Source organism: Streptomyces sp. NPDC093094 (assembly GCF_044754345.1).
Classification (GTDB): domain Bacteria; phylum Actinomycetota; class Actinomycetes; order Streptomycetales; family Streptomycetaceae; genus Streptomyces.
The window spans coordinates 618,854-630,496 of record NZ_JBIVOX010000001.1 but is presented as its reverse complement, the minus strand read 5'-3'; the positions used below and the strand labels follow the sequence as shown (position 1 = coordinate 630,496).

General features: G+C 76.3%; 12 protein-coding genes and 2 pseudogenes. 6 read left to right on the top strand and 8 right to left on the bottom strand.

The genetic code is table 11. From position 1 onward, the window contains the following. Positions 1–121: 121 nt before the first annotated feature. From ACIQGV_RS02460 to ACIQGV_RS02450, 3 genes are all read right to left on the bottom strand, one after another. Positions 122–547, bottom strand: coding sequence for an OsmC family protein (locus ACIQGV_RS02460; protein ID WP_402489254.1), 426 nt, complete (start codon positions 545–547; stop codon positions 122–124). Between the two features lie 97 nt (positions 548–644). Continuing rightward, positions 645–2,759 (bottom strand): phage holin family protein, encoded by a 2,115-nt coding sequence (locus ACIQGV_RS02455; protein WP_402489252.1) that lies wholly within the window; start codon positions 2,757–2,759, stop codon positions 645–647. A gap of 156 nt (positions 2,760–2,915) precedes the next feature. Further along, positions 2,916–3,353 carry a hypothetical protein gene (locus ACIQGV_RS02450; protein ID WP_402489249.1) on the bottom strand — a complete coding sequence of 146 codons (438 nt, stop codon included), beginning with the start codon at positions 3,351–3,353 and terminating at the stop codon, positions 2,916–2,918. Between the two features lie 84 nt (positions 3,354–3,437). On the opposite strand from ACIQGV_RS02450, the gene ACIQGV_RS02445 reads away from it, so the two are divergent. Together ACIQGV_RS02445 and ACIQGV_RS02440 are read left to right on the top strand one after the other, a co-directional pair. Further along, positions 3,438–4,211, top strand: a complete 774-nt coding sequence (locus ACIQGV_RS02445) for an MBL fold metallo-hydrolase (protein ID WP_402489247.1) — start codon at positions 3,438–3,440, stop codon at positions 4,209–4,211. Continuing rightward, positions 4,208–4,828: a DedA family protein gene (locus ACIQGV_RS02440; RefSeq protein ID WP_402489244.1), complete on the top strand. Its 621-nt coding sequence runs from the start codon at positions 4,208–4,210 to the stop codon at positions 4,826–4,828. The genes ACIQGV_RS02445 and ACIQGV_RS02440 overlap by 4 nt, the downstream gene beginning before the upstream one ends. 21 nt (positions 4,829–4,849) lie before the next feature. On the opposite strand, the gene ACIQGV_RS02435 is transcribed toward ACIQGV_RS02440, so the two are convergent. The 4 genes from ACIQGV_RS02435 to ACIQGV_RS02420 form a co-directional block, all read right to left on the bottom strand. Next, positions 4,850–5,965 carry an MBL fold metallo-hydrolase gene (locus ACIQGV_RS02435; RefSeq protein WP_402489242.1) on the bottom strand — a complete coding sequence of 372 codons (1,116 nt, stop codon included), beginning with the start codon at positions 5,963–5,965 and terminating at the stop codon, positions 4,850–4,852. Beyond that, complete coding sequence (locus tag ACIQGV_RS02430; protein ID WP_402489239.1) at positions 5,962–7,209, bottom strand: aminotransferase class I/II-fold pyridoxal phosphate-dependent enzyme; 1,248 nt, start codon at positions 7,207–7,209, stop codon at positions 5,962–5,964. Before ACIQGV_RS02430 ends, ACIQGV_RS02435 begins: the two co-directional genes overlap by 4 nt. A gap of 257 nt (positions 7,210–7,466) precedes the next feature. Next, complete coding sequence (locus ACIQGV_RS02425) at positions 7,467–8,129, bottom strand: hypothetical protein (protein WP_402489236.1); 663 nt, start codon at positions 8,127–8,129, stop codon at positions 7,467–7,469. A 158-nt stretch (positions 8,130–8,287) separates the two neighbouring features. Next, on the bottom strand, positions 8,288–9,082 hold the full coding sequence (locus ACIQGV_RS02420) for an RNA polymerase sigma factor SigF (RefSeq protein ID WP_402489233.1): 795 nt from the start codon (positions 9,080–9,082) through the stop codon (positions 8,288–8,290). A 201-nt stretch (positions 9,083–9,283) separates the two neighbouring features. Between ACIQGV_RS02420 and ACIQGV_RS02415 the strand changes: the two are divergent. From ACIQGV_RS02415 to ACIQGV_RS02400, 4 genes and pseudogenes are all read left to right on the top strand, one after another. Further along, a pseudogene (locus ACIQGV_RS02415) lies at positions 9,284–9,613 on the top strand (thiamine pyrophosphate-requiring protein); the annotation flags it as partial. A gap of 130 nt (positions 9,614–9,743) precedes the next feature. After that, the gene (locus tag ACIQGV_RS02410) at positions 9,744–10,127 is read left to right on the top strand and encodes a DUF2795 domain-containing protein (protein WP_402489230.1); all 384 of its coding nucleotides are present in this window, start codon (positions 9,744–9,746) and stop codon (positions 10,125–10,127) included. Next, positions 10,127–10,552 carry a CBS domain-containing protein gene (locus tag ACIQGV_RS02405; RefSeq protein WP_402489228.1) on the top strand — a complete coding sequence of 142 codons (426 nt, stop codon included), beginning with the start codon at positions 10,127–10,129 and terminating at the stop codon, positions 10,550–10,552. Before ACIQGV_RS02410 ends, ACIQGV_RS02405 begins: the two co-directional genes overlap by 1 nt. 6 nt (positions 10,553–10,558) lie before the next feature. Next, on the top strand, positions 10,559–11,101 hold the full coding sequence (locus ACIQGV_RS02400; protein ID WP_402489226.1) for a type 1 glutamine amidotransferase domain-containing protein: 543 nt from the start codon (positions 10,559–10,561) through the stop codon (positions 11,099–11,101). 114 nt (positions 11,102–11,215) lie between these two features. On the opposite strand, the pseudogene ACIQGV_RS02395 reads toward ACIQGV_RS02400, so the two are convergent. After that, a pseudogene (locus tag ACIQGV_RS02395) lies at positions 11,216–11,532 on the bottom strand (DUF6158 family protein). Positions 11,533–11,643 lie beyond the last annotated feature (111 nt).

The window sequence follows — 11,643 nt, the reverse complement described above, 5'->3', positions numbered from 1 at the left end:
GCGGGTGACCGGGCGCGCGCCCCGGTGTTCCTGGGCGTCGATCCCCGGCGCCCGGCCCGTCACCCGCCGGGCGGCCCCCCCCGGGGGGGGGGGGCCCCACGGTCCCGACGGGCGGACCCGTTCAGGCCAGCTTCGCCGACAGCGTGATCGGCACGGCCTTGAGGGCCTGGCTGACGGGGCAGTTGGCCTTGGCGTCCTCGGCGGCGGCCACGAAGCCGTCGTTGTCGAGTCCGGGCACCGTGCCCTCGACGGTCAGGTGGATCCCGGTGATGCCCTCGCCCGGCTGGAAGGTGACGTCGGCCGAGGTGACGAGCTTGGTGGGCGGCGTGCCGGCACCGGCCAGGCCGTGCGACAGCGCCATGGAGAAGCAGCTGGAGTGGGCGCCGGCGATCAGCTCCTCGGGGCTCGTCTTTCCATTGGCCTGCTCGGCGCGCGACGGCCACGACACCGGCTGCTCGCCGATGCCGGAGGAGTCGAAGGTGACGACTCCGTTGCCCTTGAGCAGGTCGCCTTCCCAGACGGTGTGTGCGGAGCGCGTGGTAGCCACGGGTTCTTCCTTTCGCATGCACTCGATGCGGTCCCGGTTCCCCGGGTGCCCGCGCCCTATCCGATCACATTCCGGCCCGGCGCACCCGGAACACCCGTCAGGCGGACCTGTCCCGCACGACCTCGTCCACGACGGGGAACGGGGCGATCTCGGCGGACCGCGGCGGGGCCCCGTCCAGCGGCACCTGGGGGCCGTCGGACTCGCGCAGCCAGCGGCGCAGCACCTGGTGGACGTGCTCGGCGCCGGCGATCTCCCCGGCGGGCGGCGACAGGGCGAGCGGGGACAGCAGGAACGGCCGCCCCTGGGCGCCGCCGAGCCCGCCGTGCGAGCCGATCTGCTCCTCGAAGGCGAGGACCTCGCCGTCGGCGGGGTCGTGGAAGGAGTTGACCATGATGTCGGCGGTGTGCGGGAAGGAGTGGGTGCGCCGCACGGCGCCGGCGGCGCCCGGCCCGAACGCGGCCAGCGGGCCCTGCCCGTCCTCCAGTTCGGCGACCGGGATCTCGGCGCCGAACGCCCCGAGGACGACCCCTCCGTGCTCCTCGCTGCGCACGAGGAGGAAACCGATGCCGGGATGGTTGGCGAGGGTCGCCAGCAGCGCCGGGTGGCGGGCGTCGATCTCCTCCTTGGTCATGCGGTGGGGCACGTCCGGGAAGGAGACCAGGCCGAGGTTCCCGGAGGCGAGCACGACGGGCTCGCTGCGCCGGGAGGGCCGGTACTGCTCGGCGCGCTCCTCCACCGGCCGGCGCAGCGCCGCGCGCACCGCCGCCCGCGCCTCGGCGCCGCTGTGGGTGCGGCGGGCCCTGCGCGGTACGGGCAGCCCGCAGCCGGCCCGCACCAGGTCGCCGAGGGTGAGGCCGTAGCGGGCGCGGAAGGTCTCGCCGGGGCTCTGGCCGTGGTCGGAGAGCACGACCAGGCGGTAGGGGCGCGGGGCGTGCTCGGCGACCTTCTCGATCAGCGCCAGCGAGCGGTCGAGCCGGGCGAGCACCCGCTCGGCGTCGCGGCTGTGCGGGCCGGAGTGGTGCGCGACCTCGTCGTAGGCGACCAGGTCGGCGTAGACCGCGGTCCGGCCGGCGAGCAGGTCGCCCATCACCGCCGCGACGACGACGTCCCGCTCGACGACGGTGGCGAAGGCGCGGATGAAGGGGTAGAGGCCGCCGCGCCTGACGCGGGGGCGCTGCCGGTGCAGCCGGGCCCGGGTGGACTGGCCGATCTCACGGCCCGTCTCGGCGACGAACGACAGGGCGGTGCGCACGGCGTTGGCCGGGTCGGAGAAGTAGGCGAAGTACCCGGCCCGGGAGCGGGTCTCGCGGCTGCGCCGCCGGGTGGCGATGGAGAGCACCAGGGCCTGTTCGTCGGCGCCGCCGCTGAACAGGTTGCCGCGGCTGGCTCCGTCGGCGCCGAGCAGCCCGCCGTCGCCGGTGCGGGCGACCGCGCGGCGTTGCAGCTCGGCGGCGCTGGTGGGCCGGTTGCACACCATGACCTCACGGCTGTCCTTCTCGTACCAGCGGAAGGCGGGGACGTCGAAGGTGCTGCCGTGCAGGATGCCGAGCTGGCTGGCGCCGGTCTGGCTGGACCAGTCGGTGCGCCAGGGGGTGAGCCGGTGGGTGGCGGACGTGCCGGGGGCGCCGTGCAGCCAGCGGGCGACGGTCGGCACGAGGCCCTTGGCGACGGCGTCGGCGAGCACGTCGTGGCCCACGCCGTCGAGTTGCAGGAAGAGGGTGCCGGGGGTGGCCGGGCCGGGCGGCAGGGATCTGCGGCGGCGGTCGGCGAGCCGGTACAGGCGGCGCCGGTAGGCGTCGTCGTCGCGCACGGCGAGGGCGGCGCCGGTGGCGGAGGCGACGGCCGACATGACGGCGGCCACCACCACGGCGGTCTCCCAGGCCGCACCGCCGCGCTCGGCCGGGTTCAGGTCCAGCGCCAGCAGCAGCAGGGCGCCGTTGAGGAAGAACACCAGCAGGCCGAGCACGAACGCCGGGACGAGCAGCAGCAGCCGGACGAGCAGAGGCCAGACGAGGGCGGACAGCAGGCCGAAGGCACCCGCGCCGAACGCGGCGGTGACCGCGATCCGGGTGGCGCTGTCGCCGTCGGCGGACTGGAGCCGGAAGTCGGGCAGAAGGCCGGCGAGGACGAGCATGGTGAGGGTCGAGACGGCCCACACCGCGGTGCTCCGGCCGATCTGGTTCACGGCCCGTCGCCAACGCCGTCCCCGCACGCCGCACACCTCACGTCCCGGCCCGTCGCCACCGCGGGCCCGTCTCCAGCCTGGCACACCGGCGTGCGGAACCGGCCGGCCGCTCGGGCGACATTCGAAAGTACGTGCCCGGGTGCGCGGCGGGCCGCGCCGCCCGGCCCTGCGGCCGGGACGGGGTCAGCGGCCGTCGTAGCCCGCGGTCGGCATCGACAGCCTGCGGTGCACGACGGCTTTCATCCGGGCGTCGTAGGCGGGTTCGGCCCGGCCCACGGTCTCCACGCGCACCCCGCGCCGCGCGCACTCGGCGGTGAACTCCTCCAGGGAGGCGAGCGCGCACTCCAGCACCCGCCGGCTCGGCGCCACGAACAGGTCCACACCCGGCCGGACCCCGTCCCACAGGGCACGGTGGTCGGGCCGCAGCCCGCGCACGAGCAGCTCGCGCGTGACGACGTAACCGTGCTCGGCGGCCCAGCGCGCGCACATGGCGTGCTGGCCGCGGGAGTCCACGAGGAAGGGGTCCGCCTCCAGTTCCTCCAGAGGCGTCAGACTCGCGATCGCGGTGACATGGACCGCCGCCGCGTCCGGCCGGCCGAAGGCACCCCGTGTCCGTCCCATGGCGTCCCCCTCACCTCCGGGTTTCGCCGCCGACCCTACTCCTGCCCGTAGGCTCTGGGGAGTCGCGCGAAAGGGGGCGCAGAGGTGCCGGTGGAGATCACCTGGTGGGGGCACGCCACCTGCACGGTCGCGGACTCGGACGTACGCGTCCTCACCGATCCCCTGTTCGCCCGCAGGCTGGCGCACCTGAGGCGTCGCCGGGGCGCGTTGCCGCCGCCCGGCGCATGGCGCGCGGACGTGGCACTGGTGTCGCATCTGCACGCCGACCATCTGCATGTGCCGTCGCTCGCGCGGCTCGCGCCGGGCACGCGCCTGCTCGTGCCCCGGGGCGCGCCCCGGGCGGTGCCGTCGCTGCGCCGGCTCGGCCATCTGCGGATCAGCGAGGTCGGTCCGGGCGACGAGACGGCGGTGGGCGGCCTGCGGGTGCGGGCCGTGCCCGCGGCGCACGACGGGCGGCGGCTGCCGGTCGGTCCGCACCGCGCCCCCGCGCTGGGCTATGTCGTCGAGGGGGAGGCGCGCACGTACTTCGCCGGGGACACCGGGCTGTTCGACACCATGGCGAAGGACGTCGGGCCGGTCGACGTGGCGCTGCTGCCGGTGGGCGGCTGGGGCCCGTACCTCGGCGAGGGGCACCTGGACGCCGGGCGGGCCGCGGAGGCGCTGGCCCGGCTGGGCGCGGGCAGCGCGGTGCCGGTGCACTACGGCACGTACTGGCCGATCGGGATGGACGCCGTACGGCCGCACGAGTTCCACGCGCCGGGCGAGGAGTTCGTGCGGCTGGCGGCGGAGCGGGTGCCGGGGACGGCGGTGCACCGGCTGGGTCACGGGGAGAGCGTGCGCCTGGAGGTCGCGCGGTGAGCCTGCTCGCGGCCGCGTCCCAGTCCGTGCCGCAGGAGTCGACCCAGCAGGCACTCGGCTATCCGATGCTGTTCCTGCTGGTGCTGGCCGGCGCGCTGGTGCCGGTGGTGCCGACGGGGGCGCTGGTGTCCTCCGCGGCGGTGGTGGCCTTCCACCAGACGGCGCCCTTCGCGCTGGGCCTGGTGTTCGTGACGGCCTCGCTGGCGGCGTTCCTGGGTGATGTGGCGCTGTACTGGCTGGGCCGGCGCGGGGTGGGGTCGAAGAACGGCTCGCGCTGGCTGGAGGCGATCCGGGCCCGGGCGCCCGAGGACCGGCTGGAGCAGGCGCAGACGAAACTGGCCGAGCACGGGGTGGCCGTGCTGGTGCTGTCGCGGCTGGTGCCGGCCGGGCGGCTGCCGGTGATGCTGGCCTGTCTGCTGGCCAGGTGGCCGCTGCGGAGGTTCGTACGGGGCGACCTGCCCGCCTGTCTGGCCTGGGCCGTGACGTACCAGTTCATCGGGATTCTCGGGGGTTCCCTGTTCCCCGAGCCCTGGCAGGGGGTGGTCGTGGCGATCGCGCTGACCCTGCTGATCAGTGTGGCGCCGAGTCTGTGGCGGCGTGTGCGGTCCCTCCGCTGAGCCCTCCGCGGGAGCCGGGCGTCAGCCGCCGGTCCGCTCCAGCACCCTGGACGCGCCCACGGGCAGGTCCCACAGGTCGGCCCGGTCCAGGCCCGCCGTCTCCCAGGCCCGCCTCACCCGCACGAGCGGTTCGAGCACCGGCTCGGCCGAGAGGACGAAGGTGCCCCAGTGCATGGGGGCCAGCCGGCGGGCCCCGAGGTCCTGTGCGGCGCGCACGGCCTCCTCGGGGTCGCAGTGGACGTCGCTGAGCCACCAGCGGGGGTCGTAGGCGCCGATGGGGAGCAGCGCGAGGTCGATGCCGGGGTAGCGGCGGCCGATACGGGAGAACCAGTGGCCGTAGCCGGTGTCGCCGGCGAAGTAGACGCGCTGTCCGTGGGGGTCGGTGAGGACCCAGCCGCCCCACAGGGAGCGGCAGGTGTCGGTGAGGGTGCGCTTGGACCAGTGGTGGGCGGGGACGAAGTCGAAGCGGACCCCGGACAGCTGGGCGGCCTCCCACCAGTCCAGCTCGGTGACGCGGGTGAAGCAGCGGCGGTGGAACCAGCCGCCGAGGCCGGCGGGCACGAACACCGGGGTGTCGGCCGGCAGCCTGCGCAGGGTCGGGGCGTCGAGATGGTCGAAGTGGTTGTGGCTGATGACGACGGCGTCGATGTGCGGCAGCGCGTTCCAGGCGATCCCCACGGGCGTGACCCGGGCCGGGGTGCCGAGGATGCGGCGGGACCACACCGGGTCGGTGAGGACGCTCAGCCCGCCGACGCGCACGACCCAGCTGGCGTGTCCCGCCCAGGAGACCGCGACGGTACGGGCGTCCACCCTGGGCAGCGGAGCGGGTGCGAAGGGGATGCGGGGGATGTCGGCGAGGCCCTCGGGGCCGGGGCGCACGGCGCCCTCGCGGGCGAAGCGGGCGAGGGCCTTGAGGCCGGGCAGCGGGGCGGTGAGCCGGTCGTGGAAGGTGCGCGGCCACACACGGCGCTCCCCCAGCGGGCGGGGCTCGGCGAGGGGCGGGAACGGCGGGGCGAGGGGGGACCCGGTGAGGAGGGAGGGAGTGGGACGGGGCGGTTCGCCGGAGCCGGATCCCCCGGTCCTCGGGTCCGTGCCGGTGCTCGCCCCCGTGGTGGTCGGCTCGGACTGCTGCGTCATCGAGGAGGCTCCCGTCGCCGGACGTCGTCGCGGAGTTCGCCGAAGACCGTCCGGACGGTGGTCAACGCGCTCTGCACGTGGGGCAGTTCCAGGGGCATGGGTGAGGCGAGGCACCGCGCGCGTTCCTCGTCCGTGCGGCCGAGCAGCGGGCCGGTGGCGAGCCGGACGCGGAGGGCCGCGAGATCGTCCCCGAAGCGCTGTCCGCCGGGGGCGGGCATGCCGAGCCGGGCGGTGAGGAAGTCCTCCAGTTCCTGCGCGTCGCCGACGCCGTGCGCGGACAGCGCGGCGCGCAGCGGGCCGAGGTCGGCGTAGAGGTGGCGGCCGGCCTGTGGCGGGCGGCTGAGGGCACCGGCGCCGGTGACGGCCGCGTGCAGGGCGGCGGCCACCCGCACGTGGAGGCGCACGGCGGCCCGGGCCCGGTCGGCGACCGGCTCGGGTTCGGCGAGGGCGTACGAGGCCGCGGTGGCGACCGGACCGGCGACACGGGCGCCCAGAGCGGTGAGGATGTCGAGCACGCGCGCGTGGAGGCGGGTTCCGTCCGCGTCCGCGGGGAAGCGGGCGACGGCGGCGGGCCAGGCCGCGGGCAGCAGTCCGCCGGCCAGGTCGCTGACGACGGTGACCCGGCCGGGCAGCATCTCGGCCGGGCTGAGCAGCACCGTCCCGGCCGGGGTGTGCAGGGTGTCGCGCCAGGTCTCGTCGCTGACCAGGTGCAGTCCCTCGCCGGCCGCGGCCTCGACCGCCTCGTGCAGCACCTCGGGCGGGGCGACGGTGCCGGTGGGGTCGTCCGCGACGGACAGCACGAGCAGGCGGGGGTCGCCGCCCTCCTCCCGCACCCGGCGCACGGTCTCCAGCAGGGCGTACGGGTCGGGCACGCCGCCGCACTCGGCGGGGGTCGCGACATGGAAGACGGGCCTGCCGAGCAGACGGGCGTACGGGGCCCACCAGGCGGCGCAGGGACGGGGCACGAGGACGTCGCCGCCGAGCGCGGCCGTCAGCGCGAGCAGCAGGGCCGGGGCGCCGGGTCCCGCGGCGGTGTGCCCCGGTTCGGTGGGCAGCCCGCGCCGCTCCCAGTAGCCGCAGGCCGCCTCCAGCAGCGCGGTGCCGCCGCCGACCGGTTCGGCCGCGGCCCGCCCGGCCGCCGCGGCCAGCACCCCGCACAGCTCGGGCAGCACCGGCAGCCCGTCCTCGGGCAACGGGGGCCCGTACCGGACGGGCCCGTGTCCCTCCGCATCCGCCCACCGCATGCCCACCTCCGGATCGTGCCGTCATCGCCTCTGCCCTGCCGCGCCCCCGGTCCGCTCCCGGACCGGTGTCCCGGCCCCCGGCCGGGGGCCGGCGCGGCGGCCTCGCGGGCCGCCGTCACGGGCCGGGGCGGGCCGCCGGGCACGGGCCGGCCGTGGCACGAGTGTCGTCCCGCCGGATCCCCGCCGCCTCCCGTGCCGTGGGCCGCGTGGGGCGCGGCCGGTCCCTCGGGGCACCGCGTACCCGGCGGGACACGGGGTCAGGCGTCCCGGGCCGGGGTCCTGCGGCGCAGCCGGTAGACGGCCCCGCCGAACGCGCCGGCGATGAACAGGCCGCCGACGACCAGCGCGGGCACGGAGTCGGTGAAGGCGCCGCCCTCGCCGGCCCGCACGCCGTGCTGCACGGGTGCGGGCGCGGGCGGGCAGGTGGCCTGCGGCCGGGGGCAGGGCGACGCGGGGGCCGTACGGGTGACCGTGAAGGTCGCGCTCCACGGCTTGCCCTGGCCGCCGGGCGCCGCGGGGCAGGTGCCGTCGACGGTCCAGGCGGTGTCCGGTCCGAGGCCCGCCGGGTCGCTCTCCAGGTCGGCGGCGGAGGCGATGAGCGCGGTGCCGCGGTAGACGGGTCCGGCCTGCGGGTCGACGGCGGTGGGCACCAGGTTCAGGGCGACGGTGCCCTCGTCGAACGCCTCGGACGTGGCGTCCATGGCCGGCGGGGGCGACCCGCCGGTGGGGTCGCAGGTGACGGACACGGTGACGGTGCCGCCGGGCGAGGCGACGGCGGGGTCGACCTCCGCGGCCGGCCCGGCCGGGACACTGGCGGGGGCGGCCCGGGCGGCCGGCCCGGCCGGGGCCGGCGGTGCGGCACCGGCCAGGGCGGCGCCGGTGAGGGCGGCGACGGACAGGGCACGGGCGGTGCGGCGCATGACGGAGGGCTCCTCGGGGCCGGCGGCTGCGGGGGCACGGCGTTCGCGCCTCCGCAGCCATCACAGCCCGCCCCGCCCGGCCCCGCGCGCGGCCGGCCACCATCGGTGGGACGCCGGGCGTCCGTCCGGGTGAACCCGGCGCGGTCCGGGCGGGTCCGTCAGGCGGCGTCCCTCAGCACCTGCTCGCGCAGCCGGGCGCAGCAGCGGCTGATCAGCCGGGAGACGTGCATCTGGGAGACGCCGAGCTGCTCGGCGATGCGGCTCTGGGTCATGTCGCCGAAGAAGCGCATGTAGAGGATGGCCTGCTCACGCTCGGGCAGGGCGGCGAGCCGGGGCCTGACGGCCTCGCGGTCGACGACCGTGTCGAGGGCGGGATCGGGGGCTCCGAGGACGTCGCCGAGGCGGTGGCCGTCCTCCCCGCCCGGCAGTTCGGCGTCGAGGGAGAGGGCGGTGAAGCTCTCCAGTGCCTCCAGGCCGGCGCGGGCGTCCTCCTCGCTCATGTCCGTGTGCGCGGCGATCTCGGTGACGGTGGGCCTGCGGCCGGGGGCCCGCTGGCTCAGTTCCTGGACGGCGAACCGGACCTGGTTGCGCAGGTCCTGGACCCGGCGCGGCACGTGCACGGTCCACATGTGGTCGCGGAAGTGGCGCTTGATCTCTCCGGTGACGGTCGGCACGGCGTAGCTCTCGAACGCGTTGCCGAGCGCGGGGTCGTAGCGGTCGACGGCCTTGACCAGGCCGAGGGCCGCCACCTGGCGCAGGTCCTCGTAGCTCTCGCCGCGGTTGCGGAAGCGGCCGGCGAGCCGCGCGGCCATGGGCAGCCATGCCTCGACGATCTCGCCGCGCAGCACGTCGCGCCGCGGTCCGGGAGGCAGTTGGGCGAGGGTGCGGAACGCTTCGGCGGTGTCGGGGGCGTCGTGGTGCGGATGGCGCTTCGCAGCTGCTCGGGTTCGCATGCGCGTCGCAACTCCCTTGCGTGGACTCGGGTTCGGCAGGTCACCGTGGGAGTCCGCGACGCGACCGGGGGACGCGAGGGCTGCGGCGATGCCGCTCCCACGGGCGTGCCTCCGGTCCGAAGCACTGCCGGTGCGCCTGCCCCGGCCCGGTGACCGCAAACCAGGGCCGGGGTTTCCCGCCGGGGGGCGGGGTGACCCGGCACGGCGTACGCGCGCCGCTGTGCCGCCGCGGTCGTCGTACCGGGCGATGTGCAGGAGCTGGACCGCCCGCCGCCCGCGCACGGGTTCAGGACGGTGCCGTCGAGCCCGGACCTCAGGGGCCGGCCGGCGGTCCCGTCGAGGGGGCCGCTGCGCCGGGCCGCGGAGATCCTGAACTCCGGTGACAGGACGGCGGTCCTGGCCGGCCGGGGCGCGGCGGGTGGCCGCGCGGAGGCGGAGCGGCTCGCGCGGACGCTCGGCGCGGGCGTGGCCGGGGCGCTGCCCGGCAGGGACGTCCTCAGCGACGGACTCCCTCGTGCCACGGGGGTGATCGTCCCGTCGTTCCCGTAGGTGGCCCGTGGGGGGCGCAGGCCGGGTCTCCTGCGATCCCCGCCGCAAACCCCGGTGTCGGCGGTGCCCGTCCGGGTACGCGGTGCGCGACTGCCGACGATCAGGAGGAGTCATGCAGCGAGGCAGTGACCGGATGAGCGCGCACCGCGACGACGAGATGAAGCACCAGTTGCAGGGCCTGCTGAGGTCGGGCCATCCCACCCGGGTGGAGGAGTGGCACGACCCGGAGCCCTCCGCGGAGGACGACCCGCGTCTGGCGGGCGGACCGGCCGCGCCGGCCTCCACGGCGGAGGCACGACTGGAGCTGGGCCGGATGCTGGGCCGTACGTCGTTCCCGGCGGGGCCGCACGAGCTGATCGGGGTGCTGCGCGGCAGGCATGCGCCGGACGCCCTGATCGAGCCGTTGCACCGCCTCCCCCGGTCCGCGCGCTACCGCAACGTGCAGGAGCTGGCGGAGGCCCTGACAGGGGGAGCGGGATCGGAGGGAAGCCGCTGATGGCGGAGTTCGTGCGCGAGGTGATGACCCCGGGCGTGGTCGCGGTACGCCCGGACGCCTCCCTGACGGAGGCGGCGCAGCTGATGCGCGCGCAGGACATCGGGGACGTGGTGGTGGCCGACGGCCAGGAGGTCGTGGGGGTGCTCACGGACCGGGACATCACCGTGCGGGCGGTGGCCGAGGGCGTCGACCCGCTGACGATGAGCGCGGGGGCGGTCTGCACCCCCGGTCCGGTGACGGTCGCGCCGACGGACACGGTGGCGGCGGCCGTGGCACTGATGCGGGCGAGGTCGGTACGGCGACTGCCGGTCGTCGAGGACGGCCTGCCGGTCGGCGTGGTCACCCTCGGGGACCTGGCCGTGTCGGAGGACCCCGGCAGCGCCCTCGCCGCGATCAGCAGGGCCGGATCCGACGAAGGAGAGTGACGACGCATGCGTATCGCGTTTCTGACGGCGCCCGAGGGCGTGGAGCAGATCGAGCTGACCGGACCCTGGAAGGCCGCGCAGGACGCCGGGCACGAACCCGTGCTGGTGTCCACGAAGTCCGGTCAGGTGCAGGCGTTCGACCACCTCGACAAGGCGGACACCTTCACGGTGGACGACGTGGTGGGCGAGGTGCCGGCGGAGTCGTTCGGGGCGCTGGTGCTGCCCGGCGGGGTGGCCAACCCCGACTTCCTGCGCACGGACGACGAGGCGGTGGCGTTCGTCAGGGGCTTCTTCGAACGGGGCCGCCCGGTCGCCGCGATCTGCCACGCCCCGTGGACGCTGGTGGAGGCCGACGTGGTGCGCGGCCGGGAGCTCACCTCCTGGCCGAGCCTGCGCACCGACATCGTCAACGCGGGCGGCACCTGGGTGGACGAGCAGGTCAAGGTGTGCGACCACGGGCCCAACCAGCTGGTCACCAGCCGCAAACCGGACGATCTGAAGGCGTTCTGCGAGACCTTCCTGGAGGTCTTCGCGAAGGCGGACGCCTGAGGGCGGCGCACGGACGTGAGCGGCCCGCGCCGGGCCCCCGGAACCGACTCCCGGTCCCGGGGGCCCCGCGTGTCGGAGGCCGCCGGCCGCGCCGGACGTCCGGCGGGCGGGGGGTCAGCCGCCCCCGCCCCACTTGCCCACGGGCGTCTCGGCGGCCCGCCCGGCCGTGGCCCGGCCGGCCGTGGCCCGCCCGCGGGCGCCGTCGCGGGTGCGTGAGGGCGAGACGGACCTGCGCGGATTGCGGCGCAGATACTCGCCCTCCAGCTGCGCCATGCGCTCGTTGTGGACGCGCAGCGCGTCGTTCGACCCGTACAGGAGGGTGTCGTGGCGGGTCCGGTGGATCGTCTCCAGCTCCTTCATGAGCTGCTGGTCGTCCAGGCGGCCCGGGTCGACTCCGGTCATGGTGTGCCCCGCTCGTCGTGTTCGTCCATGCCGTTCGGGTACCCGCCCGGGAGCACCACCCCGGGAGGCGTCCCGGGAGGGAGCCATGGACCTCGCCTTCCTGCATCCACTGTACGAACAAACCGGCCCCTGGGCCTCCG

Coding starts and splice junctions, on each gene's coding strand:
- ACIQGV_RS02450 (WP_402489249.1), bottom strand. CDS start 3,353: ATGGGACGGACACGGGGTGCCTTCGGCCGGCCGGACGCGGCGGCGGTC.
- ACIQGV_RS02435 (WP_402489242.1), bottom strand. CDS start 5,965: ATGACGCAGCAGTCCGAGCCGACCACCACGGGGGCGAGCACCGGCACG.
- ACIQGV_RS02430 (WP_402489239.1), bottom strand. CDS start 7,209: ATGCGGTGGGCGGATGCGGAGGGACACGGGCCCGTCCGGTACGGGCCC.
- ACIQGV_RS02425 (WP_402489236.1), bottom strand. CDS start 8,129: ATGCGCCGCACCGCCCGTGCCCTGTCCGTCGCCGCCCTCACCGGCGCC.
- ACIQGV_RS02420 (WP_402489233.1), bottom strand. CDS start 9,082: ATGCGAACCCGAGCAGCTGCGAAGCGCCATCCGCACCACGACGCCCCC.
- ACIQGV_RS02410 (WP_402489230.1), top strand. CDS start 9,744: ATGCAGCGAGGCAGTGACCGGATGAGCGCGCACCGCGACGACGAGATG.
- ACIQGV_RS02405 (WP_402489228.1), top strand. CDS start 10,127: ATGGCGGAGTTCGTGCGCGAGGTGATGACCCCGGGCGTGGTCGCGGTA.
- ACIQGV_RS02400 (WP_402489226.1), top strand. CDS start 10,559: ATGCGTATCGCGTTTCTGACGGCGCCCGAGGGCGTGGAGCAGATCGAG.